We start from the raw sequence: 25,248 nt of genomic DNA on the forward strand, positions 1-25,248 counted from the left end.
AGTAACAAAATCTCTGCTCCATTGGGGCAGGCAGGAGCTTTAATGACTAAGCGAATTCAACGCTGGTTAACAGTCTTCGTTACCGCATTAATGATGGCTTTCTCTGTGCAAGTAATGGCAGGTGAAGCTACAGCGAATAACGAACAACTAGGCGAATCTGTGGTTAAGAAAGAAGTCATAGGTTTTGCTGGTGCGGATTATTGGCGTGCGGTCAAGGATGGTCAAAAAGGGTATACAACATCAGGTTGGCCTGAGCATGATGTATTGATCAGTGTACCGGGTCAAACATGGTATATCTTAAAAGAAAAATGGATGTCACCACTGGGTGCAATGGCTATTTTCGGTAGCCTATTAATGGTGACATTTGCGTACTTTGTTGTTGGTCCGCTTAAATTAAGTAAGCCAAAAACAGGTCGTAAAATTCAGCGTTGGAGCCGTATGGATCGTGCTCTACACTGGAGTTTAGCATTCACATTCCTAACGTTAGGTTTTAGCGGTTTAACTCTTGTTTACGGTAAACATTTTATTAAGCCTATCGTACCTACAGAAGTGTGGGGCTGGATCATCTACATTGCTAAGCAGTACCACAACTACATGGGTCCATTGTTCGCAATCATTCTTCTTGCTGTCGTTGTTAAGTGGTGGCGCAAGAGTATCTTCAATAAAGTGGATATTGACTGGTTCAAGAAAATGGGCGGCATGGTAGGTAAGCATAAAGGCTCACACCCTAAAGCTGGTTTCTCGAACGGTGGTGAAAAAGCACTATTCTGGTTATTGGCGTTCTTTGGTGTATTCATCGTGATCAGTGGCTTTGTACTGGATTTCCCTATTTTCGACCAAACACGTCGTCATATGGAACTATCTAACCTAGTACACATGATCTCTGCACTTATCCTGATCTGTGGTTTCATTTTCCACATCTACATCGGTCTATTCGGTATGGAAGCGGGTCTTGATGGCATGGTGACAGGTGAAGTTGATGAGACTTGGGCACGTGAACACCACAGTGAATGGTTTGAAGAAGTAAAAGATCTTCCTGAAAACCAACCGGGTTACCGTGAAGCACAGCAAGCTGCGAAAGAATCGACATCGAAATGATGTTATCTCGTTAACTTGATTGTAAAAACCGACATTCGTGTCGGTTTTTTTATGCCTAAAATATGCGTTATTTATATTTTGTTACTTATCGTTATCTGCTCATTATATTAAGTCTATTGTCAATAAAGTAAAATTATGCCAATAAGCTATTAATAAATACAACGTGTATATCAGGCATATTAAATGAGAAATAAAGCAGGCTTCACGCTGATGGAGTTGGTTATTGCTATTGTGATCTTAGGTATATTGGCTGTCACTGCAGCTCCTAAGTTTTTAAATATTTCATCCGATACGTATCGAGCAAAGTTACATGAGCTAAAAGGTTCGATGACAGAAATGTCTCGAGTCATTTATGGCAAAGCAGCCATGCAGGGTATTGAGAATGACAAAACAGGTAAGAAAAGTATAGAAGGGATTGCTATTTGGGGAGGGTACCCTAAAGCAATATATAAAGGGATTGGATTAACCATTACCGACTTCAATCAACATTGGGCGTTTAACCAAGATAAAACAGGTTCAACGTCACATAATGGTGGTGAACGTGCATTTGTTGCAACATTTCTAAAGAAACTCAATATTAAAGACAAAGATGATGTTGAGAAGATTAAAGCAACCAACTGTTATTTAAGTTACAAAGAAAATAAAACAGGTGGTGAGCCAACAATCACTATCATTGATTCGGGATGCTGATCTTGATGTCACAATGACAATAGTATTACACCGTTTTGTAGGGAGAAATCACGCATAAGTAAGATCCTAGATTGTTAGGGTTAAATTCGATGTATATCAGTGCTATAAAGGTATTATTGATATCGATAAAAAGGATGTTCTTATGCTTTTCCCCTACAAAAATATTGTCGTACTAACGGGTGCGGGCATCTCTGCTGAATCGGGCATTCGAACCTTCCGTTCTGAAGATGGTTTATGGGAAGAACATCGTGTAGAAGATGTTGCCACACCAGAGGGCTATCATCGTGATCCTGAGCTTGTACAGCAATTTTACAACGCACGACGTGCACAAATCGAAAACGGCTCTGTAGCGCCTAATGCGGCTCATATTGCGCTTGCTAAACTAGAACAAGAGTTAGATGGCAAAGTAACGATTGTTACTCAGAACATTGATAATTTGCATGAGCGGGCAGGGAGCAAAAACGTGATTCACATGCATGGCGAGTTATTAAAAGCCCGCTGTTGTGAGTCAGGGCAAACTGTAGAGTGGCATGGAGATTTGAATACCAGTGATCATTGTCATTGCTGCCAAATTCCAGCCCCTATGCGACCTGATATCGTCTGGTTCGGTGAAATGCCAATTGGTATGGATAGGATCCATGATGCGATTGTGGAAGCGGATTTATTTATTTCAATTGGTACGTCAGGTAATGTTTATCCAGCGGCAGGTTTTGTTCATGAGGCGGCATTACAGGGTGCGCATACCATTGAATTAAATCTTGAGCCTAGTAACGTTGAAAATGAATTTGAAGAAAAGCGTTATGGTAAGGCTTCAGCGTTGGTTCCAGCTTATGTAGAAGAGATCCTTAACGCACAGAAATAACAACTTTGATATTTTTAATGGATAATAAAAAACCGAGCACTTGGCTCGGTTTTTTGTATTTAACTATGAGTGGCTATTATTCGCCAGCTTTTAGTTTTTGGAAGTATTCTTCGTAAACTTCAGTCATAGGACCAACACTGTTCTGCCATTCACCTGCATCCATTACAGACTGTGGTGGGTAGATGCTTGGATCGTTCACGAAGTCTGCTGGAAGTAGTTTCTTAGCAGCAGCAACTGGTGTTGGGTAACCAATTTGTAGTGCGATCTTAGCAGCGATGTCTGGACGTAGTAGGAAGTTGATCATCTTGTATGCGTTATCGATGTTCTTTGCATTCTTAGGAATAGAGATGTTATCCATCCAGAAGATTGCGCCTTCTTTTGGCCATACGATGTCGATTGGAGCGCCATCTTTACGTGCCATGTAAGCAGAACCATTCCAAAGCATACCTAGTGATGTTTCACCAGCCATGTATGGGTTAGCAGGGTAGTCTGAGTTAAATACTAATACGTTTGGCATTAGTTTCTTTAGCTCTTCGTATGCAGCTTTGATTTGCTTAGGATCTTCAGTGTTACCAGAGTAGCCAAGCTTACGTAGCGCAACGTGGAATACTTCACGTGCATCGTCCATCATCATTAGCTGACCTTGCCACTTAGGGTCCCAAAGATCTGCCCAGCTAGTGATTTTAGATTTGTCGATCATATCAGTGTTAACACCGATACCTGTTGCGCCCCAGATGTAAGGAACAGAGTAATCGTTGTTAGGATCGAAAGGTTTGTTCAAGAAGTTAGGATCGATACCAGCGAAGTTAGGGATTTTCGACTTGTCGATTTTCTGAATCATACCTTCTTTACGCATCTTTGATACGTAATAAGTAGAAGGAACGATAAGGTCGTAACCTTTATCGTAGGTCTTTAGCTTGGCGTACATGGTTTCGTTCGACTCGTAAGTCGAGTAGATAACTTTAATGCCTGTCTCTTTCGTAAACTCTTCTAGTACATCAGCAGGGATATACTCAGACCAGTTGTAGAAGTACAGTTCATTAGATTTCGTGTTGTTGTCTGCAGCGGTAGCAACGTTTGAAAACATTGACATTGCACATGCAGCACCGGCCATTAGTAAAGACCATTTTTTCATTGTGTTAGCTCCTAACTAAACAGGATATCGAGAGTGTTCTCTAGCGGTTTTGACCGCCTCTCCTAATTGTTTTGTTTATGCGTTACGTTATTGTCGTAAAAGCAAAAACTGATGTTAACTGTAAAACAGAATGATTATAGCAGAGAATATTCGTCGACCACATCACAAAAAAACACAAAAATCGATGTTAAATCGCTCTATCATATTGATATATAACATGCATGATAACTAAATAATCAATATATCCTACAAAACATGATTTTTTTTAATAAATAGAACATATAAAAAAAGCTGCCATTGGCAGCTTTTTGTTTTACTTATTGATCCGCTTTTAATTCAAGGAAGTAATTCTCGTAGCGAACATTCATATCACCAACAGAGTCTTGCCACTCACCACGGTCAAGATCTTCTTGTGGTGGGAATAGTGTAGGGTTGTCTTTGTACTTCGCGTTTGATTTCTCAACAGCAGTTAGGTAACCCGTTTGCTCTGAAATTTGTGCAGCGATATCTGGACGTAGTAGGAAGTCAATCATCTTGTGTGCCGCTTCTACGTTTTTCGCTTTTTTAGTAATTGCTAGGCTATCAACCCAGAAGATACCGCCTTCTTTTGGCCAAATTAGCTTAATTGGTAAGCCTTCTTTTTGTGCCGCTGCTGCAGAGCCATTCCACAGCATGCCTAGGCCCACTTCACCAGCAAGGTAAGGCGCAGCAGGGTTATCGGAGTTAAATACCAATACGTTTGGCATTAGCTTCTCAAGCTCTGCTTTTGCTTCGTCAATTTCTTTCGGGTTAGTTGTGTTACCAGAGTAACCTAATTTACGTAATGCGATGTGGAATACTTCACGAGTATCATCCATCAGCATTAGCTGACCTTTCAGCTCAGGGTTCCATAGATCCGCCCAGCTATCGAAATCTTCTGGGTCGTACATGTCCGTATTAACAGCAAGACCTGTCATCGCGATTACGTGTGGAATTGAGTAATCGTTATTTGGATCAAATGGCTTGTCTAGGTAGTTCTTGTCTAGTTCAGTGAAGTTAGACAGCTTAGACTTATCAATTTTTTGTAACATGCCTTCGTCACGCATTTTTGCAACAAAGTATGTTGATGGCACAACCAGATCATAACCTTCTGGGTGAGCACGAAGTTTTGCATACATGGTTTCATTCGACTCGTAAGTCGAGTAGATCACTTTAATACCTGTCTCTTTCGTGAATTGTTCACGAAGCTCTGTAGAGATATAAGGACCCCAGTTCATGAATACTAACTGTTTATCCTTTTCTTCCTCAGCAGCGAAAGCATTAATACTTGCTGTTGCAGAAAGTAGAGCTGTACCGATAACAAGAGATGACCATTTTTTCATTCGTGTGTCTTCGTAGTGAGGTGCATTAAAAAGTGGGCGAAATTTAGAGCAAGTTAACCTTTTTGGATACTAAAAAAGTGTGTCAAATTGTAACAATGGGGTTGTTATAATCAGGTGAATTTTAAGCAAAAAAAATGGCTAACTGTTTCCAGTTAGCCATTTTTGTATTTTGAATGCAGATGTTTACTTTACTTTGTCTCGTGCTAGTAATTGTGAACAAATAACAAGCACAAGAGAAACACACAGCATAATTGTTGCTAGGGCATTCACTTCTGGTGAAATGCCTACACGCACCATTGAGTAAATCTTCAATGGTAGGATTTCGTAAGTTGGACCCGTTACAAACGAGCTCACAATTACATCATCTAGCGATAGGGTGAAGCTTAGTAGCCAACCTGCAGCAACCGCTGGTTTTGCTAGCGGTAGGATGATCTGCTTTAAGATAACCCATTCACTTGCACCAAGGTCACGTGCTGCTTCTAGCATCTTCACATCAAAGCCTTTTAAGCGGCTGTAAACTGTAACAACAACAAACGGTAGACAGAATGTGATGTGTGATAGGAGTAGCGTTAGGAAACCTAAGTTAGCACCTAATAGTAAGAACAGTGCCAGTAGCGAAATTGCCATTACGATGTCTGGTGACATCATAACGAGAAACAGCATACCAGATACGAACTTCTTACCTTTAAAGTTATAACGGAACAGGGCAACCGCCGTTAAGCTACCAATTAAGGCAGCAGCCGTTGCTGAGAACACAGCGATAGTGATCGAGTGTCCAGCCGCTTGCATTAAACTGTCGTTGTTAACCAGTTGCTCATACCACTTAGTAGTAAAGCCTTCCCATTTCATACCAAACTTGCTGGCATTGAATGAGTTAACAATCAGAATAATGATTGGGGTATATAGAAACGCATATACCACCGACATAAAACTAAATTTAAACAAGCGTCCCATTATTCAAGCTCCACTTTCTTGTTCAGCAACTTACCTGCACGGTAGTAGGCGTATAGCATAATTGCCATTGCCAAGGTGAGGGCAATACTTGTTGCAGAACCAAATGGCCAATCGCGCGCGTTTAGAACCTGACTCTTAATTACGTTACCAATTAATAGGTTCTTCGCACCGCCAAGAAGGTCAGAAACGTAGAACATACCAAGTGCTGGCAACAGTACCAATAAACAGCCAGCGATAACGCCCGGCATGGTTAATGGGAAAATTACTTTAATAAAGGTTTGTACTTTATTAGCGCCTAAGTCACGTGCTGCTTCGATGTAGTTATTATCAAGTTTCTCGATAGCGGAGTAGAGTGGTAGCACCATAAATGGTAGCAAGATATACACTAAACCGATCATTACTGCGTACTCGGTGTACATGATTCGCAGTGGCTTATCGATAATATCTAGGTACATTAATGTGTTATTTAAAATACCACGAGTACCTAACATCAATTTTAGGCCGTAAGTACGAATTAGAGAGTTAGTCCAAAACGGTACGATAACCAAAAACAGCATAAATGGACGCCATTTCTCTGGCATTTTTGCAATGGCATAAGCAAAAGGGTAACCAATCAATAAACACAGAATGGTTGCTGTGATTGCCATGTAAAAAGAGTGCCAAAGTACTTTTGCGTACAATGGATCAAACAGTCTTGTGTAGTTATCTAACGTAAAGACCATTTTGATCAAATTAGCATCGTCACGCGTTAGGAAACTGGTTCCGATAATCATTAAGTTGGGTACAAATACAAAAAGCAGTAACCAACTTACGACTAGCGCGATAATGAAATTCTGTAAATTAAATTTCTTGCTCATCAGCGAGTACCACTTCCCAACTTTCAACCCAAGTAATGGCTACTTTTTGATCAAGAGAGTGGTCTACATCAGGATCGTCTTCGTTGAAGAACTCACTAACCATCACTGATTTACCAGACTCTAACTGCACAACAGAATCTAAAGTCATACCTTTGTAAGTACGCTCACGAACGTAACCGACAATGCCCGTTGTTTCGTCACCGTTGTGGATCTCTTCAATGCGGATATCTTCAGGTCGAAGTAGGACTTTAACCTTATCACCTACATTTACATCTAATTCACAGTGAATCAAAGAATGACGACCTTCAACATCAGCCATAATACGTTTAGCATCTAAACGCTCTTTAACAATGGCATCAAAGACGTTAATTTCACCGATAAAGCGAGCAACGAATAGATTCGTTGGTTCTTCGTAAATTTCACGAGGAGAGCCATCTTGTTCTACATGACCATCACGCATAACGATGATACGGTCAGACATAGATAACGCTTCTTCCTGATCGTGGGTCACGAAGATGAAAGTAATACCCAACTTACGTTGTAGTTGCTTCAACTCTAACTGCATTTGCTTACGTAGTTTGTAATCAAGTGCAGACAGTGATTCGTCAAGTAAAAGAACTTTTGGTTTGTTTACAACTGCACGAGCAATCGCAACACGTTGTTGCTGACCACCAGACAATTGATGAGGTTTACGAGGGGCAAACTTATCAAGTTGCACCATACGCAATGCTTCCATTACACGCGGTTCAATTTCACTCGCGGGAACTTTCTGCATGCGTAAACCAAACGCGACGTTCTCGAACACTGTCATATGTGGGAACAGTGCATAACTCTGAAACACCGTATTTACTAAACGTTGTTCAGCTGGAATGTCAGTAACATCTTTGCCGTCAATTGTAATCTGCCCATTATCAGCAGTTTCAAAGCCAGCAATTAGACGAAGTACTGTGGTTTTACCACAGCCTGATGGACCTAAGATGGTCAAGAACTCACCATCGTTTACGTTTAGGTCCAAACCTGAAATGATCTGCTTACCGTCAAAGCTTTTGCTAAGACCCTTCAGCTGAATGACAGGTTTCTGAGATGTTTTTTCAGCGTTCAATTCTACGTTATCTCCACCCTGGGATTGTTTTGTTAAATCCCAACATTTTGGCTTAAAAATAAAGGGCGCATGATAGACCTGTAGTCTTTCAATTTAAAGCGTTTTTTCACTGAATTTTATGAGAAAGTGTAATATTTCCCATCACAAACTTGTGAAACCCCTTATAGTACTTCACCCATTTTATATAAATGATTAATACTCTTTTACTCACATGCAGGTAATATAAAAATTCAAAAATACTTCCTCTCGGATAATAACCATTCTTACATCTTAGTATGATTAAAACCGATTTTATGAAAAAGACGATTTCTTTATCAGCTTTTTGAACAAATCAGCATGAAAAACACACAAATTAAACATCCCAAACGATTTTTTACGTTTGAAATGTTTTTGTCTTATCGCCAGTAACGTACAATGCCGCCATTACATCAAGAATTGATATGAGTATGAAAGAGCCAGTTAACCGTAGTTTCCACATTGGTGGGTCAATTGAAAAAGCATTAAAAGGCGAGGTTGATTTACAGCCTGTCACTGTTTTACATGAAGCGTGGAAAATAACCGCAAAAAATATCTTCAGTTTTTTACCTGCGGTAGTTTGCTTGTTTCTTGCTCAAGTGGCGCTGTTGCTTTTAGGTTTAGAAGTACAACTTGGTAGCCCAAGTGTATTTTTTGATGCATTCGTAACAGGGCAGGGCTTTACAGCTGAGATCTTAAAAGCGGGCTTTATGGCTAACTTTTGGTCTGATGTATTAATTGCTCCTTTGTATGCTGGCGTGAGCCTTATGGCATTGAACCATGCTGTTGGTCTGCCAAGTAAAGCGAGCCAAATTGTAAAAGGCTTCTCTTTTACCCTTGTGTCTCTTATTACCATGTTATTGCTTTCATCCATTCAAGGTTTAGGTAGCAGCTTATTCCCGTTAGTGGGGCTGTTCTTAACAATGGCATTAAGCATGGCAATTCTATTAGTGTGTGAAAAGCGAGTATCACCGCTAAAAGCCATCCAATATTCTTTCATGGCGACAATTCGTAAAGTGCTACCGATGACGGCAATTTACATTGTGATCATGTTGATGTTCTTCATCTCTATTGCGACGGCTGGTTTAGGTCTAATTTGGACATTACCTTTCTTCTTTAATGTAAAGGGTATTATCTACCGCAATATGTTTGGTGTAACACTGCAAGTGACATCAGTAAGTAAAAACGATAGCAATGATCAGCAGCCTCCGTCTGATAATCAACCGCCCGTTGATAAAGATGTGTTCAATGCTTAAATGATTTTAAAGCTCCTAAATAGGAGCTTTTTTATTACCTTAAATATGACTACTCATAAATCTAATGCACTATAACTTTATTTATTAATTAATAAATAACACACGGTTACTAAAGGATCTCATGATAAGATAGCTTTAATGCTTTTATAGGAAATAAATAAAGATGTTAAAAAAAGGACTTTTTCTCGCAGTTAGTTGCTTATTGTTTTTAAGCAGTTCAAGTGTTCAAGCACAAGACGTTAACATGCGTTACAGCGCATTATATGGAAAGCTTAAGAATAATCTTAAAGAAGGGCATGACGACGTTAATATCCGCCTTTATCTTATCGATCAAACAGGGCAAATCTGTCACGTTCATAAAGCATCAATGCGTAAAGATGAACATTATGAAGAGCTAACGATTCCTGATGATTATGCATTGTCTATTCCGCTAGATTCCAATTTAAGACAAGCCAACCCTGATGTTACCTTTGTTATTGATGATGGTATTACATGCGATGTTTCAATGCAGATCTTAGCTGAAAACTATCAGCCGAAAGTGTTAGAACAAGCATATATTGAAGCGATTGTTCCCCAGATGAACACCATGATGGCAGATTTGGGTGGCATGTTTAGTCAATGGTTTATACCTAAAGCTGAAGGGGTAGTGATTACATTAAAAGATCGTACGTTTAATAAAACCCTTGCTTTAAAAACAGGTAAAACACTCAACTTTAATTCAGGTGTTGCGCGTGTTCATCTTAATGACTTAGCAGAGAATGAATCTATCAATCTAAGTAAAGAGATAGAGAAAATTTCACCGTGGATCCCAACCAAATCATAAATTATCGATATGTAACTTAAAACTGATACATCGCAAAGTTACTCATCAGCTTATCCGTCATAATTGACTCATATTTAAATCTACGTATTTCCGTAATTGAGTAATGTAAGGTTAATGATGGATAAGTTACTTGAGCGTTTTTTCCGATATGTGCAAATCGATACTCAATCTAATGGCAGTGTTACAGCATGTCCGAGTACGGCAGGGCAGTTTAACCTTGCACAACAGCTAAAATCAGAAATGGAAGCGCTTGGTTTATCAGATATTTCCCTCGATGAACACTGCTACTTAATGGCGCGTCTTCCTGCAAACACATCTGCTGATATTCCAGCCATTGGCTTTATTGCGCACATGGATACAGCGCCTGACGCATCAGGCTTAAATGTTAAACCGCAAATTGTAGAAAACTACCAAGGCGGTGATATTGCATTAGGTGTTGGTGATGAAGTGCTATCACCGATTCAATATCCAGACCTTAATACGTTACACGGTCACAATATCATTACTACTGATGGTACAACGTTACTGGGCGCAGACAACAAAGCAGGCGTTGCTGAAATCATGACAGCGATTGCGTATCTGGTCGCTCATCCTGAAATTAAACACGGTGATATTTGTATTGGTTTCACGCCTGATGAAGAGATTGGTCGTGGTGCTGATTTGTTTGATGTAGAAAAATTCAATGCGCAATGGGCTTACACCATCGATGGTGGTCCTGTTGGCGAGTTAGAGTTTGAGAACTTTAACGCTACATCTGCAGATGTGATTTGCTACGGCACTAATGTTCACCCTGGTACTGCTAAAGGAAAAATGGTTAACGCCATGAATATCGCAGCTCAGTTCCAGTTAATGATGCCAAGTGATGAAACACCTGAAACAACAGAAGGTTATGAAGGGTTCTACCATTTAAAATCAATGAAACCATCGGTTGCAAAAACAGAGTTAGGTTACATCATTCGTGACTTTAGCCGTGAAGGCCAAGAGCAACGCAAAGCGTTCATGCAGCAAAAAGTGGATGAGCTAAATGCGCAGTTAGAAAAAGGGCGTGTTGAGCTTGTTCTAACAGACTCTTACTTCAATATGCGTGAAATGGTGGAGCCATACCCACACATTATTGAATTGGCAAAAGATGCCATGATTGATTGCGACGTGAAACCTGAAATTAAGCCTATTCGTGGCGGTACTGATGGTGCTCGACTATCTTTCAAAGGCTTACCTTGCCCGAACATCTTCACTGGCGGCTATAATTTCCACGGTATTCATGAGTTTATTACGGTTGAAGGGATGGAAAAAGCAGTAGAAGTGATTGTGAAACTGGTTGAGAAAACTGCTGAAAAATACAGTTAAGTCAATATTGATGGAATGAAAAAATCCCCTAGCACTTAAGTGTGTTAGGGGATTTTTATTATGCGTGATCAGAGCCTTTCAGCAACTCATTCAACTTCTTAAGGATAGTATGAACAGCATGGCCTTTAGTAACCTCACCACCTTGTTCAACTTCAATTTCATGTTTGCCGTATAAGCCAGTTTCGTCTTCAGCGATATGTAGCCAATCTGGGTGCCAATAGAATGATTGACCACCATCAGTGATCCAATTGTGAACACCACAGTTCTCGCCACGGTAATTTAGATCTTTAGCTTGGTACGCCATACTTTATCCCTTTGGTTTTATAGTTAATTATGTTCGTACAATATAGAAATTGCCGATGATAAACCGTGATCTAAGTATAATATTGATGCTGAATGTAACTAATTATTAATATAAATAATGGGATTAGATTCTCACGTTTCATCCACAGTAAATGTAATTGTGATGGGCTTTTGAATCTCATTACAGCAGTCTTCCCAACCCAAATTGTCAGTATTAATCTAGCGCCATTATTAATGTCTTAATAAGGACAACGATGGACATCCTCGAACAAGTTCATAGTCAAAAAGTCTACTTTTGTACTGATGAAGCGTTAGCAAATGCACAAGTACAATGTTTGGAAGTGCTGTATGACTTTAATCAAACTCGACCTTCTGAATATGATAAACGCCAAGCTATCATGAAAGATTTGTTTGCCACTGTGGGTGAGAATTGCTACATCGAACCACCGCTACGTGCCAATTGGGGAATCAATACTCATATAGGCAATAACGTTTACGCTAATTTTAATCTTACCTTGGTTGATGATACCCATATCTATATTGGTGACAGTGTCATGATCGGACCTAATGTCACTATTGCAACAGCAGGTCATCCTATCGACCCTGATCTTCGTCGCGATGTGGCCCAATTCAATATTCCAGTGACGATTGGAAATAATGTCTGGTTAGGTGCGCATGTGGTGGTTTTGCCGGGTGTGACAATAGGTGAGAATACGGTTATTGGTGCGGGTAGTATTGTTACCAAAGATATTCCTGCCAATGTGGTTGCAGTCGGTAACCCTTGCCGAGTATTAAGACCGATCACTGAGCACGATAAAGAGTATTATTATAAGAATCGACGAATTCATGAGTAATTATTTCTATTCATTTACAATTATTCCGCTCTAACAGGTAAAATAGTGTGATAAATACTCAGTGGTAAAGGTTATATGACAGCTTCAATTAAATTTATTGCAACAGACATGGATGGCACGCTGCTTTGTGAAAAAAAGCAATTACCATCGGATTTTTATGATGTATTCAACCAACTACAGCAAAAGAATGTGCTATTTGCTGCAGCATCAGGACGTCAATATCAAAGCCTAGTGAATACATTTGCTCCAATTAAAGATGAGATGATCTTTATTGCTGAGAACGGCACATTGGTAATGTATCAAGGAAAAGAGTTGTATAGCTCAACTATTCCAACTAATGAAATTCACGATATTCTTAAAGCTGTTAAGCAAGTGCAGGGCTGTGACATTGTGTTATGTGGTAAGAATGCTGCCTACACCGAAGCCACCAGCGAACAAGCCTTAGATGAAATTCGTAAGTATTACCATAATCTTAAGTTAGTTGAGGATTTACTTGCTGTTGATGATGAGTTTATTAAAGTCGCGGTTTTAAATTTCAATGGTACAGAAGAGCATGTTTATCCAGTGCTATCACCGCAGTTTGGTGACACACATCAAGTGGTCGTAAGTGCGAAGATTTGGCTTGATTTAATGGATAAGAATGCTTCAAAAGGCGCAGCGATAAAGCATCTGCAACAAGTGTTTGATTTTACGTTTGAACAAAGCATGAGTTTTGGTGATTTCTTCAATGATATCGAAATGCTACGCGAAACGTATCATAGCTATGCCATGGCAAATGCCCATCCAGAAATCAAGAAACTCGCACGTTTTGAAGCGCCAAGTAATAACGAACAGGGTGTAATGACAGTTATTAAAAATAACGTGTTGTAATAGAATGTTAGCCTCAATGTAATAAAACATTGAGGCTTATTTTAATTTTCTATAAAGAACGCTTTGCCATCCATATTTAACGGCACAATGGATTTGTCGGGTTTCGCATAACTCAAACGTCCTAAACTTTGCGTAACATGATAGTTATCAAGCCCTGATATGGTCATTAAATCTAACCCTTCAATATTTATATGGCCATCCGCCTTTATTGATGATTGTGGTAAGTATAATTTCTGTATTTCACCAACGACCATGTGTGTATCGTTAGACTTTATATCAATCACTTCTAGTAGCCGTAACCCAATTTTTATCGGGCTTTCCAAAACAAATGGGGCTCTACAACTACTATCGTAAAATGGCGTAAGGCCAACTTCACTAAATTCTGAAATGTTTTGTGGGTAACGAGCTGAGGTTTGATGTGCTTGTTGGTAAAACTCTTCACAAACAGCATTAATTGTAAATTCTTCAGTTTGCTGAATATTAGAGTAAGTATGTCTCTCGACTTTTGCAGGACGCATAATAAAGCCTAGCAATGCAGGGGATGAACCAAGGTGAATAACGGAACTGACGATCGCTAAATTTTCATTACCATCGTTATCAACCGTTCCAATCAAATTAGCACTTTTAAAGCCTGATAAGCAGTTCATGAGTTGCACACGATAACGTTTTTCCATGATTTCAATATCGTGTTTGGTAAATTCAATATTATCATTATCCATGATTTGTTAACGCCTTCAGTAAACAGACACAATAGGAATACGTCGGTTAAACTGAATTAGATCACGAATAACGTTCTGAATTGAAATGAAAAAGCCATAACCCTTAAATGGAAAGAGACTATGGCTGATAAGTTTTTTAAACCTGCATTTAGCATGTATATATATTAAATAAATATTAATCTTAATACTGTTGTGAAGCGTGTCGAAATTAGACCATATAGAAAGAATATTATGTTTCAATTATCAATAGTTATTTTTACTTATAAGTTTAATGTTTAACAAAATATATTAATAATATCGAATTATAATATTTAATTTTAATTCTATTATATATGGAATATTAAGAGTTATCACCTAGCCACCTATAGTCTCTCGATATTTGAACATAGAAAATCAAACACCTAACATGCTGTCGATCTATTAAATGCAACGTCAGGAATGGATTAATAATAATTTCAAATAGGATAAAGTAATGACAAAGACTAAAGTATATTTGGCTATGGCAGCGGCATTGACATTAACGGCTTGTGGCGGTGGTAGTAGTAGTGAAGAAGCATCGCCTACTGAAACTGTAACAACGGAAAAAGAGGTTACAACAAAAGAATATAAAGCAATTGATGGTTATTTAGTTAATGCTGATATTTATGTTGACCGTAATAAAAATAAAATTGCTGACGAAGATGAAAAGCTTGATCAAGTAACAGGTGAAGAAGGTCAGTTTTCTCTTGATGAAGCTGACACTCAATATCCTGTAATTATCAAAGCTGTTGCGGGTCGAACATCAGATACTGATAATGAAGGTGCAATTAAAAAAGACTTTACTTTTGTTGCCGACGCGGGTGTTGAGGTTATCTCACCATTCTCAACAACGGCATACAATACGGATAAAACTCTTGAAGAGTTAGCTACTGAATTAAATTTACCTCTTGAAGTACTATCAAGCGATTACGTTGCGAAAAAAAATTCAGAAGAAACAGAAAGTGATGCTAAAAAGATACATGCTCTTGCTAGAACTTTAACAAAGTCAATTATAAATAAAACGGATAGTGAGAAGCTTGTAGATATTGCAAAAACCACGTTAGAAGACATTAATGAGTATATCAATAACGCTGAAGATCTAGATAAGTTTGAAGTTATCGATACATTAAAAGATCGCCTCACTTCAGAAACATTTACTGTTATTCATACCAATGAGTTACAGTTTAAAGAAGAAGGCGTTTTTACTGATGTGACTTTTAATGATACTGAAGTTTCAGTTGTAAATAACGGTAAAAAAGAATCACATACTATTAAATATAATGATGATAGCTTCCAGGTTGCTAATGATTCATTAGATTATATTGTACATTTCAGCTCTGATTGGATGTTAATAAAAACAACTCAAAACGAATTGTCTTTATTTATTGAAAAAGACAGTACCGAGAAGTTAAATGAATATGTAGCTCTTACTGAAAGTGATTTTTCAGGAAAAACACTCTATCACTTTTGGGATGATTCAACGACAGGTACTCCTGATCCAGATTTTGTAACATTGAAATACTCATCTGAAGGCAATGAAGTAACTATTTTAGAAGATGATGAAGAGAGTAAATTTTCTTGGAAAATTGATAGCGATGGTAATCTAGTTATTGAAGGTGCGGCTGATGGTTCAGATATCATTATGTCAAAAACCGCAGCATCTGATTTAGATGACGAATTTTTGATTTTTAATTACGGAACATCAGAAAACATTCAAATTCCATACTTTGCTACAGAGAATAAAACATTAGCTGACAACATCTTTGAGCAGTGGAATAAGTAGTTTTATTAACTGTACTAACAAGAAGGAGAGCAGGCATTAACGCCTGCTCTTTTTTGTTATCGTACTATAAATAACGACTATTCAAATGCGCTTGGAAATATTTAGGATTTAACGTTTCACCTGTTGCTTGTTTCACTAATTCATCAGTTGAAAGCGTGCAGCCTTTAGACCAAACATTCGCTTCAAGCCATGTAAAAATTGGGGATAAATCACCTGATGTAATAGCTGCTTTTACATCTACAGTTTGCTTCATCGCTGCCATAAATTGTGCGGCATACATTGCACCTAATGTGTATGAAGGGAAGTAACCAAAACTACCATCAGTCCAGTGAATATCTTGCATACAGCCATCTTTGAAGTTGCCTTTGGTATCAATACCCAAGTAGGCTTGCATTTTCTCATCCCAAATCACTGGAATATCTGCAACTTCAATTTTACCTTCAATAAGATCACGTTCAATTTCATAACGTAAAATCACATGAGCAGGGTAAGTGACTTCATCAGCATCCACACGAATGTAACCTGGCTTAACACGGGTATTAATCGCATTGATATTTTCTGCCGTTAAAGCTGCATCTGATTCACGACCAAATGTCTGCTGTGCCAATGGTGCTAGTTGTTGTGCGAAATCCACATTACGTGATAACTGCATTTCAAAAAATAGCGATTGGCTTTCATGAATACCCATTGAGCGTGCTTGACCAACAGGAAGATCGCGCCATTGTTTTGGCAGTCCTTGTTCATAACGTGCATGACCTGTTTCGTGAATCACGCCCATTAGTGCTGAAGTAAAATCCGATTCATCATAACGTGTAGTAATACGCACATCTGTCGGTACACCACCACAGAATGGGTGAGTACTGATATCTAATCGACCATGATCAAAGTCGAAGTTAAGTAACTGCATCACATTAAGGCTTAATGCTTTTTGTTGCTCGATAGGGAAAGTGCCTGTTAAAGGCTCAATACTTTCTGCTAGTTGTTTATTTTGAACATCTTGAATTAACTGAGGTAGCCACGTTTTTACATCAGCAAAGATACGATCTAATACTTCTGTTGTCATACCCGGTTCGTAAAGATCAAGTAGGGCATCATAAAGGCTAAGCCCTGTTGCTTTGGCACGAATAGCAGCTTCTTTACGGGCTAATTCAACAACCGGCTCAAGGTTCTTTTTAAATCCTTCCCAATCATTTGCAGGGCGTTGAGTACGCCAAGCATGTTCACATTGCGAGCCTAGTAATGATTTTTGCTCCACCAGCTCTGCCGGCAAAATGTTATGCATCATCCATTGGCGCTTTAAAGCAGCAAGGCTAACACGTTGTTCATCAGTTAGGTTTTCTTTCTCTGCACTTGCAAACCATTCTTCTAGGTAAGGGGCAGTAGAAAGTTCATGAGAAATAACAGCTAACTCTGCCATGGCTTCTGAACGTGCTTCTGCACCGCCACTTGGCATCATAGCAGCTTGATCCCAACCACAAATGGCACTTAAGTGATCTAAGCGAGATAACTTACGAGCATGCTGTTCTAGTTTTTTGTAATAGCTCATTATTTGTCCTGATATTTCAAATGAAAAAATAAATTTACCTCATGTACTTACTATTGAATAGCAAGTTAAAAAAATAAAGGTTCATTTCTATGTTTAAAAATTTATCACAACGTGAGCAAGCGACAAAAAACGTGATAGAGGCAAGATAAAACATTTATATTTAGCAGGATTAAGGCTATAAATGTGAAGACAAAAACGAAATCGTAAGACAGTGTTACAAAAGCAAGTTTTTCGCATTTATAACGTTATAATGGACATCAATCTATATACCTATTTGGTTTAATCTGTTGCTGCATTTTATTGCGAATAGTTATCTAGATTGTTTTATCGTATTTTTAAGGGACTTTGCCTCAAATGAAAAAGACCTCGCCGCTTTTCTCTCTCGTTGGTGTTACTGCGCTTTGTACTGTGTCATTTTCAGCACTAGCAGCACCATCTGTTATTCCTGATGCACCAACACTGAGTGCGAAAGGTTATGTTTTAATGGATTACAATACTGGCCAGGTATTAGTTGAAAAGAATGCTAACGAAAAATTAAATCCAGCAAGTTTAACGAAGTTAATGACGAGCTACGTTGCTGGTCAAGAAATGAAACAGGGCAACATCAGTAAAGATGATGTGGTGGTGATCAGCCGTAATGCTTGGGCGCGTAATTTCCCTGATTCTTCAAAGATGTTTATTGAAGTGGGTAGTGAAGTGCCACTGATGGATTTATTTCGTGGTTTAATTATTCAATCTGGTAATGATGCAAGTGTTGCGATTGCTGAACACGTTGCAGGTTCAGAGCAGGCGTTCGTTGGCTTGATGAATTCATGGGCGAAGAAGTTAGGGATGAATTCCTCTCACTTTGCGAACCCACACGGTTTGGATCATGGCGATCTTTACACCACGCCATACGACATTGCGTTATTAGGCCAAGCGTTAATTCGTGATTTACCTAATATTTACCCGTTATATAGCGAAAAATCATTCACTTATAACAACATTACTCAGCGTAACCGTAATGGTCTGCTACATGATAAGAGCATGAATGTAGACGGCATGAAAACCGGTTACACCAGTGGTGCAGGCTACAGCTTAACAAGCTCTGCAACAGAAGGTGACATGCGTTTAATTGCTGTAGTGATGGGCACCAAGAGCACTAAGATCCGTGAAAGCGAGAGTAAAGCGTTATTAAATTACGGCTTCCGTTTCTTTGAGACCGTTGTTCCTCACAAGGCTGGTGATAAGATCATTTCTGAACGTGTGTGGTTTGGTAATAAAGAGAACGTAGAGTTAGGTGTTGATAAGTCAAGCTACGTTACGCTGTCACGCAATGATACTAAAAAACTAACAGCAAGCGTGGAGCTTAATGGTGAGTTAGATGCCCCAATCGCTAAAGGCGAAGAAGTAGGTAAGGTACTTTACTTGGTTGATGGTAAAGAAGTGGGGTCTCAACCACTTGTAGCACTAGATGCTGTGGAAGAAGGCAGTATCTTTAGCCGCTTAGTTGATCATGTGAAGAAGTTCTTTGCTGGTTTATTTAGCTAATCACACAACACTTTTCAAAATGAGCTCGGTTTAGGCCGAGCTTTTTTGTCTCTAATTTCTGGTTAATATTTTAACCGTAGTTAACTATTTCCTGTTTGGTTGAAAATCCGTATAATTCACGCCCTATAAATTCTTATCCAGCAATTCTACTGTCGGTGTTACCGATGGTGAGAGAAGTAGTAATGAATCAGACAGATAATCGTAAAGAAGTACTTGAATTTAATAAGCTGCAAAAGCGTCTACGTCGTAATGTCGGTAACGCTATTATTGACTACAACATGATTGAAGAAAATGATGTTGTTATGGCATGTATCAGTGGCGGTAAAGATTCATTTGCGATGCTGGATATTTTGCTAAATCTACAAAAAGCAGCACCAATTAAATTTGATGTTGTGGCTGTAAACCTTGATCAAAAGCAACCTGGTTTCCCAGAGCACATTCTTCCAGAGTACTTTGCTAGCCTTAACATTCCTTACTACATCGTAGATAAAGATACGTATTCAGTAGTAAAAGAGAAGATCGAAGAAGGTAAAACAACTTGTGGTCTTTGTTCTCGTCTACGTCGTGGCACGCTGTACTCATTTGCTGAGAAAATTGGAGCGACAAAAATTGCACTAGGCCACCATCTAGATGATATCGTGGAAACCTTGTTCCTAAACATGTTCCATGGTTCTCGTTTAAAGGCAATGCCACCTAAACTACGTTCTGATGATGGTCGTAACGTGGTTATTCGCCCGTTAGCGTACTGTCGTGAAAAAGATCTGATCAAATATGCAGAGCATAAAGAATTCCCGATCATTCCTTGTAACTTATGTGGTTCACAAGAAAACCTTCAGCGTCAGAGCATTAAAGCAATGTTGATTGACTGGGATAAGAAAACGCCGGGTCGTGTTGATGCTATCTTCAAGTCAATCCAAAACATCAGCCCAAGCCAGTTAGCAGATAAGAACCTATTTGATTTTGTTAACTTGCCACTAGATCGTGAAGGTGAGAAGGCGGAATATGCCTTTAACGAAGCGACGGTATCATCAACGAATATTGATGAATCTATGTTTATCGATGTAACCAACATCTAAACATAAGAAAGGAACGGGCTCTTCCTAAGCCCGTTCATTTAATGAGATCAGAATAAGCTTCACTGTTTCTATATACTGCCTCATTGTTATTACTAATTAACTGTTTCTTGCTTGTTAACCATCCTTTATTTTTCACTGTCCTTAAGTGATATTCGTCTTTACTATCAGTAATAAACGAACCCTCTGTTAAGTCATTTATCTGTGTGATCTTTCCTATATCTTGACGCTGTGTATTCTGAAGATCCCATGCAGTGACTTTGTCACTTATCTTATTTATTTTTGCTATTACTATTTGTTGTTCTGCACCATTGGGCATGGTGAAGACTAAGCTATCACCGACTTTTAAATCGGTAAGCAGTTCGTCATTAATTTCTACAATGCTTTCTATAGGTAGCATTGGTATACCTTGCTCTTTTTTCACTTTGTCTAGTAAATTAGGTTTGTAATGCCAGAGATCTTCACCTGTTAATAGGTTAATTTCCGTGATGATAGGCTGAGATGCGTGATAGCCTCGATTACCATGTAAAGGTGGATTACCTTCAATGTCTTCCTCTGCAACATAGCGTTCATCTTCGGTATTAACGATTTCATCACTAATTAACGATTCAAAGTTTGCTGGTTTTTCTGCAACATCTCCACTAATAGCATCAACAGTAGAAGGCTTCTCTACTTTATTGGCTACTTTGGGTGGTTGTGTTGCATTCATCTCCTTAGTCGGTTTGAACATAAAGATACAGAGCAACCCAATAAATAGGGCAAGACTAAAATATTGGGTCACTCTTTTCATAAATTACTCTGTAATGTTGAGTTGAACATCGAAGTTAAGATCTTTGCGGAAGTTTCTATTATGTAGGCCTTTAGCCGTGATAGAAACGGAACCAACATATTCACCAACCGGTAATCCTACGTTATCATCAGGTATGAAGCTGACTCTTAACTCACCATAAATAGGGCGTTGATAACGGCAGTAGGCGGCGTTATTCATGATTGTCCAACCACAACCGAGATTACGCTCACCTCGTAAAATGACCGTTTCAATATCACCCGTTGTGGTATTTTTAACTTCTACTTCAAGTTTAGTGTGACCACGATTATATCGACGCCATACAACACGATTACCGCTGATACTGTGCTCTGACAGATAATAAACGGTGCCATAAACGGTTTCTTCATAACGAGGTCCGACATACGGAGTGTCGCTAGTAATTAACCCATCGCTTGGTAGTAAAGATGTAATAGCAATATCAACAGCAACTTCTACTTCATCAGAATAGTTGTAGTCATAAAGGCTTTTCGCCATTAGGCTAAACACACCTTCATAAGAACCAATTGGCAGCTTCGGATTATCTGTTTGTGAGAATTCAAGTTTTAGTTGGCCTAAATTAGGTGCAGGGTAACACCATGCACTGTTATTAATTCTTCCCCAACCACAATGGGTTTTACGTTGACCTCTTAACCAGACTTTATGTTCAACATTGGTGGCAGGATCAACCATCATGACAGAGAACTTCGTTAAATCACGAGGGTAGCGCCAGATGAAACGTGTTGGGCCATCAACAACATTTTGGCCTTTAACATAATAAACGGAGCCTCGGACATCTTGCTCTAAAGGATCGGTTTCTATCGGAGCTTCTTCTGTCAATAACCATTGAGGTCCAACAACTGGCGGCTCGGGTTCTTGGTTATCAAGCGTTTGTAGCATTGGGACAACACTTTTTAGCCAATCAATATGAAGAGCTATAGGTGCATGGCCTGAATACCCGTAATACCAACCAAACCACCATGAAGTAACACCAACAGCAACTTGACGATCGTTACGGGTTTGCCAAATCGCAGAACCGCTATCACCAGGGCTACCAAATGCCCAAGAGTCTGTATTCTCTATTGCTTGGTTAATTAAACAATCACGGTAGTAATAACGTATATGACCTTCACCATGACGTTTGCCTATATAGGCTAATTGACCTAATGTGCGAGTACCAAAAATACCAAACCCAGTAAAAGTGGTAGGGCTTAACAGTAAATCTGTGTTTAGCTTGTTATCGACTAGAGGTTGGGGGATAACATTACCTGCACTATCAATAGGATCTGCAACTTTGGGGATCTTTGCTACAGCAATATCGTTACTACAATCGGTAAAGTTTTGGAAATAATTGGTTGATTGACCAGCAGCAAGCACTGTTCCATCTTGCTGTTTAAATGTGACATATTGCCCTGAATATTCAGTGCCTTCGGAACCTGCTAAACAGTGAGCGGCAGTTAAAATATAACTGTGTGTTTCATCGCTACCTAACCACGTTCCTGAACAATAGCCACTAGCAACAACTAAGCCGACCGCATTAAATCGTTCAGCATTGGCATTTTGTTCTAAAACAGCGCTAACATTATTTACTATGCTGGGGTCTAAGCTGCCACCTAATTCTATGTATTTACTATCATTAATCCCAAGAGAAAACGCAAAACTTGAAAAAAATAAGGCAAGACAACAGACATAACGATGTTTAAAACGATAATTATTCATGACGTTGACCAGTGAAGAATCCTTACTGATATTTTAGTTTTTTCCCTATTGATAAGAGTATTAAAAATAAGAATGATCTAAGCTCACAAGTTATATTTAATGAATATTCTTTGAGTTTTTAAGCTGATAAGATAAGCAAAAATTTTGACAGTCGAGATGACTATGTTACGTAGCATTTTATTGGCTTCTAGCCTTGTTTTATTAGCAGGATGTAGCTCACACCAAGCTGAACAGTTGGGCTTAGGGGGAGGACAAGTAAATGGCTATGCTCAGCAGATGAGTAATGATCAGTTATGTGCTGTTTACTTAAATAAGCGCAGTTCAAATCAAACACGCGTCGCTGTTGCTGCTGAATGGAAAAAACGTAAATTAAGCCGTTCTTACTGCGAGAAAAAAGCAAATGAGTGGTACGTTACCAAGTTTGCGAAATGGCTAACCATGCAAGAAGACGCTAAAAAATAGCAGAAAAAAAGGCCTCAATTGAGGCCTTTTCTTAATCAAGATTTGGTGCAAGTGGGCTGATAAAACCATCAGGCTTGAGCGCTAGCAAATCACAATTTAAACTATCAATGGTATTTTCAGCGGTATTACCAATAAATACTGCAGATAACCCTGTTCTACCTGTAGTCCCTAAAATAACTAACTCGGCTTTAATATCTTCGGCAACTTGCGGAATGATATCTTCAGGTAAGCCTTCAAGTACATGAGTCTGCTCTTCACTGATCCCATACTTTTGGCGTAATGCTTTCATTGTTGTTAAGTGGTGACCACGAACAGCATCGGTGTAACTAGCAGGATCAAATTCAGGTAATTCAATCGTAATATTAACCGGTGTGGCAGGATAGGCATTGACCAAGTTAACCTCAGCATTTGCTATAGAGGCAAAAGCTAAAGATTCTTTTACGATCTTATCGTTCAGACCATCGTGAGTATCATCATCAGTAGAAATATTCACGCAGCCTAAAACTTTGCCGCGCTCAGGCCAATTATTACCTTTAACCAGCAATACAGGAATTGGACATTTACGCAGTAAGTGCCAATCGGTTGGGGTGAAAATAACTGCACCTAAACGATCATGTTCATGTGTTGCTTTTACAAGTAAGTCGATATCTTGACTATACACATCAGCGATAATGGCTTCATAAGGACGATTATGCCAAACTACTTTGATTTCAATATCAATACCTTGGTCGATATATGGCGTGATGATTTCTTTTAGCCATTCTTCTCGTTGCATGACAACACCACGACGCATGGCATCACGTTCATCTGACGAGAGCATGGATGTCATTTCATAAGAAAAATCATAAATAGCTAAGAAGACAATAATTTTGACATCTTTGGTCATCTTAGCGATATGAACTGCACGTGAAATGGCAGGTTGCTCTGCTTTTTCTGGATCTGCAACAACTAAGATATTTTTATACTTTTGCATAATGCCTCCTTTACACACAGCGTGTAGGCAGTCTCTTGATAGTGGTTAACCTAAACACTAAAGTCGCATAGCGTTTGCTATATGCTTTTATTTCAAGAGATTAAAATAAATCCTTATAAACACTGTAACCTAGTATAGGAAGTTATGGGAATGATATTAGCCAAAATTTTGCAAACTTTGATACGTTGAGCAAATAAATAAACGAAAAGGCAGGATTTAGAAGTAATAAAAAAGCATCGTTAATAACGATGCTTTCGCTACACAGTAAATGAAAAGAAGATTACTGTTGTGACAAGTTAGTATTTTTAGCTACACCTGCAAGACGGGCTAACTCATCATGATCGATAATCGTAATGTATTTACCTTTAACACTTAACATTTCTGATTTTTGGAAACGACCAAGCAAACGACTAATTGTTTCAACAGTTAAGCCAAGGTAGTTACCAATATCACCACGTGTCATGGTTAAACGGAACTCACGAGGGGAGAAGCCACGCTGTGAGAAACGTAATGATAGGTTGTATAAGAAAGCAGCAAGACGTTCTTCAGCATTCTTCTTAGAAAGTAATAAGATCATCTCTTGGTCGCCTTTGATCTCGTTACTCATTAAACGCATGATCTGTTGACGAAGCTTTGGCATCTTACCTGATAAGTCATCTAAGATTTCAAATGGAATTTCACAAACCATCGACGTTTCTAATGATTGAGCGAAACTTGGATGTTGCATTTCATTGATTGCATCAAAGCCAACAAGATCACCAGCCAAGTGGAACGCAGTAATTTGTTCATCACCTTGTTCAGTAATGGTATAACTTTTAATCGTGCCAGAACGAATTGCATATAGTGATTTTAATTCGTCACCGGCTTTAAACAGTTCCTGACCTTTTTGGATCGGCTTTTTACGCTCGATAATTTGATCCAGCTGGTCTAATTCAGACTCATTCAGAGTGAAAGGAATGCATAACTGACTAATACTGCAATCTTGACAGTGAATAGCACAACCGCCTGATTGGATACGTTTTGTTGTAAGCTTGTCTGAAATCATATGCCTGTCTAACCAATTTGATGTAGGTCAATATTTTAACATATTATG

24 protein-coding genes are annotated in these 25,248 nt (G+C 38.9%); 12 read left to right on the forward strand and 12 right to left on the reverse strand.

Annotated features, from left to right (window positions below; all coding sequences use genetic code 11):
• Positions 1 to 42 precede the first annotated feature (42 nt).
• From Q7657_RS16235 to cobB, 3 genes are all read left to right on the forward strand, one after another.
• Positions 43 to 1,098, forward strand: a complete 1,056-nt coding sequence (locus Q7657_RS16235; RefSeq protein ID WP_053989757.1) for a formate dehydrogenase subunit gamma — start codon at positions 43 to 45, stop codon at positions 1,096 to 1,098.
• A 183-nt stretch (positions 1,099 to 1,281) separates the two neighbouring features.
• Positions 1,282 to 1,788: a type II secretion system protein gene (locus Q7657_RS16240; RefSeq protein ID WP_107166991.1), complete on the forward strand. Its 507-nt coding sequence runs from the start codon at positions 1,282 to 1,284 to the stop codon at positions 1,786 to 1,788.
• 142 nt (positions 1,789 to 1,930) lie between these two features.
• Entirely contained in the window at positions 1,931 to 2,650 is a 720-nt protein-coding gene (gene cobB / locus Q7657_RS16245) for a Sir2 family NAD+-dependent deacetylase (protein WP_107166990.1), read from the forward strand.
• 76 nt (positions 2,651 to 2,726) lie between these two features.
• On the opposite strand, the gene potD is transcribed toward cobB, so the two are convergent.
• From potD to potA, 5 genes are all read right to left on the reverse strand, one after another.
• Positions 2,727 to 3,785 carry a spermidine/putrescine ABC transporter substrate-binding protein PotD gene (potD, locus tag Q7657_RS16250; RefSeq protein ID WP_053989754.1) on the reverse strand — a complete coding sequence of 353 codons (1,059 nt, stop codon included), beginning with the start codon at positions 3,783 to 3,785 and terminating at the stop codon, positions 2,727 to 2,729.
• Positions 3,786 to 4,102: 317 nt separating this feature from the next.
• On the reverse strand, positions 4,103 to 5,146 hold the full coding sequence (locus Q7657_RS16255; protein WP_107166989.1) for an extracellular solute-binding protein: 1,044 nt from the start codon (positions 5,144 to 5,146) through the stop codon (positions 4,103 to 4,105).
• Positions 5,147 to 5,329: 183 nt separating this feature from the next.
• Entirely contained in the window at positions 5,330 to 6,100 is a 771-nt protein-coding gene (gene potC / locus Q7657_RS16260) for a spermidine/putrescine ABC transporter permease PotC (protein ID WP_008987029.1), read from the reverse strand.
• Complete coding sequence (gene potB, locus Q7657_RS16265) at positions 6,100 to 6,957, reverse strand: spermidine/putrescine ABC transporter permease PotB (protein WP_053989752.1); 858 nt, start codon at positions 6,955 to 6,957, stop codon at positions 6,100 to 6,102. The genes potC and potB overlap by 1 nt, the downstream gene beginning before the upstream one ends.
• A complete protein-coding gene (gene potA / locus Q7657_RS16270; protein ID WP_053989751.1) occupies positions 6,941 to 8,059 on the reverse strand; it encodes a spermidine/putrescine ABC transporter ATP-binding protein PotA in 1,119 nt (372 codons plus the stop codon). Before potA ends, potB begins: the two co-directional genes overlap by 17 nt.
• 440 nt (positions 8,060 to 8,499) lie before the next feature.
• On the opposite strand from potA, the gene Q7657_RS16275 reads away from it, so the two are divergent.
• From Q7657_RS16275 to pepT, 3 genes are all read left to right on the forward strand, one after another.
• Complete coding sequence (locus Q7657_RS16275; protein WP_498827368.1) at positions 8,500 to 9,330, forward strand: DUF2189 domain-containing protein; 831 nt, start codon at positions 8,500 to 8,502, stop codon at positions 9,328 to 9,330.
• A 163-nt stretch (positions 9,331 to 9,493) separates the two neighbouring features.
• The gene (locus tag Q7657_RS16280; protein ID WP_107166988.1) at positions 9,494 to 10,153 is read left to right on the forward strand and encodes a DUF2987 domain-containing protein; all 660 of its coding nucleotides are present in this window, start codon (positions 9,494 to 9,496) and stop codon (positions 10,151 to 10,153) included.
• A gap of 117 nt (positions 10,154 to 10,270) precedes the next feature.
• The gene (gene pepT, locus Q7657_RS16285; RefSeq protein WP_107166987.1) at positions 10,271 to 11,500 is read left to right on the forward strand and encodes a peptidase T; all 1,230 of its coding nucleotides are present in this window, start codon (positions 10,271 to 10,273) and stop codon (positions 11,498 to 11,500) included.
• Positions 11,501 to 11,558: 58 nt separating this feature from the next.
• Here the strand turns inward: pepT and Q7657_RS16290 are convergent, their stop codons facing one another.
• Entirely contained in the window at positions 11,559 to 11,804 is a 246-nt protein-coding gene (locus Q7657_RS16290) for a hypothetical protein (protein ID WP_008987035.1), read from the reverse strand.
• 253 nt (positions 11,805 to 12,057) lie between these two features.
• Between Q7657_RS16290 and Q7657_RS16295 the strand changes: the two genes are divergently transcribed.
• Positions 12,058 to 12,657 carry a sugar O-acetyltransferase gene (locus Q7657_RS16295; RefSeq protein ID WP_107166986.1) on the forward strand — a complete coding sequence of 200 codons (600 nt, stop codon included), beginning with the start codon at positions 12,058 to 12,060 and terminating at the stop codon, positions 12,655 to 12,657.
• A 75-nt stretch (positions 12,658 to 12,732) separates the two neighbouring features.
• Positions 12,733 to 13,527, forward strand: coding sequence for a Cof-type HAD-IIB family hydrolase (locus tag Q7657_RS16300; protein WP_107166985.1), 795 nt, complete (start codon positions 12,733 to 12,735; stop codon positions 13,525 to 13,527).
• Between the two features lie 41 nt (positions 13,528 to 13,568).
• Here Q7657_RS16300 and Q7657_RS16305 read toward each other — a convergent pair whose 3' ends face one another.
• Complete coding sequence (locus Q7657_RS16305; protein WP_107166984.1) at positions 13,569 to 14,246, reverse strand: flavin reductase family protein; 678 nt, start codon at positions 14,244 to 14,246, stop codon at positions 13,569 to 13,571.
• 472 nt (positions 14,247 to 14,718) lie between these two features.
• Between Q7657_RS16305 and Q7657_RS16310 the strand changes: the two genes are divergently transcribed.
• Positions 14,719 to 16,047: a hypothetical protein gene (locus Q7657_RS16310; RefSeq protein WP_107166983.1), complete on the forward strand. Its 1,329-nt coding sequence runs from the start codon at positions 14,719 to 14,721 to the stop codon at positions 16,045 to 16,047.
• Between the two features lie 64 nt (positions 16,048 to 16,111).
• Here Q7657_RS16310 and Q7657_RS16315 read toward each other — a convergent pair whose 3' ends face one another.
• A complete protein-coding gene (locus Q7657_RS16315; RefSeq protein WP_107166982.1) occupies positions 16,112 to 17,593 on the reverse strand; it encodes a carboxypeptidase M32 in 1,482 nt (493 codons plus the stop codon).
• A 354-nt stretch (positions 17,594 to 17,947) separates the two neighbouring features.
• Between Q7657_RS16315 and Q7657_RS16320 the strand changes: the two genes are divergently transcribed.
• Positions 17,948 to 19,123 carry a D-alanyl-D-alanine carboxypeptidase family protein gene (locus Q7657_RS16320; RefSeq protein WP_008987040.1) on the forward strand — a complete coding sequence of 392 codons (1,176 nt, stop codon included), beginning with the start codon at positions 17,948 to 17,950 and terminating at the stop codon, positions 19,121 to 19,123.
• A gap of 182 nt (positions 19,124 to 19,305) precedes the next feature.
• Positions 19,306 to 20,199: a tRNA 2-thiocytidine(32) synthetase TtcA gene (gene ttcA, locus Q7657_RS16325; RefSeq protein WP_045062873.1), complete on the forward strand. Its 894-nt coding sequence runs from the start codon at positions 19,306 to 19,308 to the stop codon at positions 20,197 to 20,199.
• Positions 20,200 to 20,233: 34 nt separating this feature from the next.
• Here the strand turns inward: ttcA and Q7657_RS16330 are convergent, their stop codons facing one another.
• Together Q7657_RS16330 and Q7657_RS16335 are read right to left on the reverse strand one after the other, a co-directional pair.
• Positions 20,234 to 20,986, reverse strand: coding sequence for a protease inhibitor BamI-like protein (locus tag Q7657_RS16330; protein ID WP_258178290.1), 753 nt, complete (start codon positions 20,984 to 20,986; stop codon positions 20,234 to 20,236).
• Positions 20,987 to 20,989: 3 nt separating this feature from the next.
• Positions 20,990 to 22,720 carry a trypsin-like serine protease gene (locus Q7657_RS16335; protein ID WP_107166981.1) on the reverse strand — a complete coding sequence of 577 codons (1,731 nt, stop codon included), beginning with the start codon at positions 22,718 to 22,720 and terminating at the stop codon, positions 20,990 to 20,992.
• Between the two features lie 162 nt (positions 22,721 to 22,882).
• On the opposite strand from Q7657_RS16335, the gene Q7657_RS16340 reads away from it, so the two are divergent.
• Complete coding sequence (locus Q7657_RS16340; RefSeq protein ID WP_107166980.1) at positions 22,883 to 23,182, forward strand: hypothetical protein; 300 nt, start codon at positions 22,883 to 22,885, stop codon at positions 23,180 to 23,182.
• Between the two features lie 31 nt (positions 23,183 to 23,213).
• Here Q7657_RS16340 and uspE read toward each other — a convergent pair whose 3' ends face one another.
• Together uspE and fnr are read right to left on the reverse strand one after the other, a co-directional pair.
• Positions 23,214 to 24,155 carry a universal stress protein UspE gene (gene uspE / locus Q7657_RS16345; RefSeq protein ID WP_107166979.1) on the reverse strand — a complete coding sequence of 314 codons (942 nt, stop codon included), beginning with the start codon at positions 24,153 to 24,155 and terminating at the stop codon, positions 23,214 to 23,216.
• Between the two features lie 280 nt (positions 24,156 to 24,435).
• A complete protein-coding gene (gene fnr / locus Q7657_RS16350) occupies positions 24,436 to 25,200 on the reverse strand; it encodes a fumarate/nitrate reduction transcriptional regulator Fnr (protein WP_053989741.1) in 765 nt (254 codons plus the stop codon).
• Positions 25,201 to 25,248 lie beyond the last annotated feature (48 nt).

The sequence above is a fragment of the Candidatus Photobacterium acropomis genome (assembly GCF_030685555.1).
Classification (GTDB): domain Bacteria; phylum Pseudomonadota; class Gammaproteobacteria; order Enterobacterales; family Vibrionaceae; genus Photobacterium; species Photobacterium lucens.

Bases quoted from the DNA above. Each gene is read 5' to 3' on its own strand.
- Q7657_RS16335 (WP_107166981.1), bottom strand. From the start codon at position 22,720: ATGAATAATTATCGTTTTAAACATCGTTATGTCTGTTGTCTTGCCTTA.
- fnr (WP_053989741.1), bottom strand. From the start codon at position 25,200: ATGATTTCAGACAAGCTTACAACAAAACGTATCCAATCAGGCGGTTGT.
- Q7657_RS16330 (WP_258178290.1), bottom strand. From the start codon at position 20,986: ATGAAAAGAGTGACCCAATATTTTAGTCTTGCCCTATTTATTGGGTTG.
- Q7657_RS16240 (WP_107166991.1), top strand. From the start codon at position 1,282: ATGAGAAATAAAGCAGGCTTCACGCTGATGGAGTTGGTTATTGCTATT.
- Q7657_RS16235 (WP_053989757.1), top strand. From the start codon at position 43: ATGACTAAGCGAATTCAACGCTGGTTAACAGTCTTCGTTACCGCATTA.
- potB (WP_053989752.1), bottom strand. From the start codon at position 6,957: ATGAGCAAGAAATTTAATTTACAGAATTTCATTATCGCGCTAGTCGTA.
- Q7657_RS16300 (WP_107166985.1), top strand. From the start codon at position 12,733: ATGACAGCTTCAATTAAATTTATTGCAACAGACATGGATGGCACGCTG.
- potD (WP_053989754.1), bottom strand. From the start codon at position 3,785: ATGAAAAAATGGTCTTTACTAATGGCCGGTGCTGCATGTGCAATGTCA.
- Q7657_RS16340 (WP_107166980.1), top strand. From the start codon at position 22,883: ATGTTACGTAGCATTTTATTGGCTTCTAGCCTTGTTTTATTAGCAGGA.
- Q7657_RS16290 (WP_008987035.1), bottom strand. From the start codon at position 11,804: ATGGCGTACCAAGCTAAAGATCTAAATTACCGTGGCGAGAACTGTGGT.
- pepT (WP_107166987.1), top strand. From the start codon at position 10,271: ATGGATAAGTTACTTGAGCGTTTTTTCCGATATGTGCAAATCGATACT.
- Q7657_RS16310 (WP_107166983.1), top strand. From the start codon at position 14,719: ATGACAAAGACTAAAGTATATTTGGCTATGGCAGCGGCATTGACATTA.
- cobB (WP_107166990.1), top strand. From the start codon at position 1,931: ATGCTTTTCCCCTACAAAAATATTGTCGTACTAACGGGTGCGGGCATC.
- Q7657_RS16280 (WP_107166988.1), top strand. From the start codon at position 9,494: ATGTTAAAAAAAGGACTTTTTCTCGCAGTTAGTTGCTTATTGTTTTTA.
- potC (WP_008987029.1), bottom strand. From the start codon at position 6,100: ATGGGACGCTTGTTTAAATTTAGTTTTATGTCGGTGGTATATGCGTTT.
- Q7657_RS16315 (WP_107166982.1), bottom strand. From the start codon at position 17,593: ATGAGCTATTACAAAAAACTAGAACAGCATGCTCGTAAGTTATCTCGC.
- ttcA (WP_045062873.1), top strand. From the start codon at position 19,306: ATGAATCAGACAGATAATCGTAAAGAAGTACTTGAATTTAATAAGCTG.
- Q7657_RS16275 (WP_498827368.1), top strand. From the start codon at position 8,500: ATGAGTATGAAAGAGCCAGTTAACCGTAGTTTCCACATTGGTGGGTCA.
- Q7657_RS16305 (WP_107166984.1), bottom strand. From the start codon at position 14,246: ATGGATAATGATAATATTGAATTTACCAAACACGATATTGAAATCATG.
- Q7657_RS16295 (WP_107166986.1), top strand. From the start codon at position 12,058: ATGGACATCCTCGAACAAGTTCATAGTCAAAAAGTCTACTTTTGTACT.
- uspE (WP_107166979.1), bottom strand. From the start codon at position 24,155: ATGCAAAAGTATAAAAATATCTTAGTTGTTGCAGATCCAGAAAAAGCA.
- Q7657_RS16255 (WP_107166989.1), bottom strand. From the start codon at position 5,146: ATGAAAAAATGGTCATCTCTTGTTATCGGTACAGCTCTACTTTCTGCA.
- Q7657_RS16320 (WP_008987040.1), top strand. From the start codon at position 17,948: ATGAAAAAGACCTCGCCGCTTTTCTCTCTCGTTGGTGTTACTGCGCTT.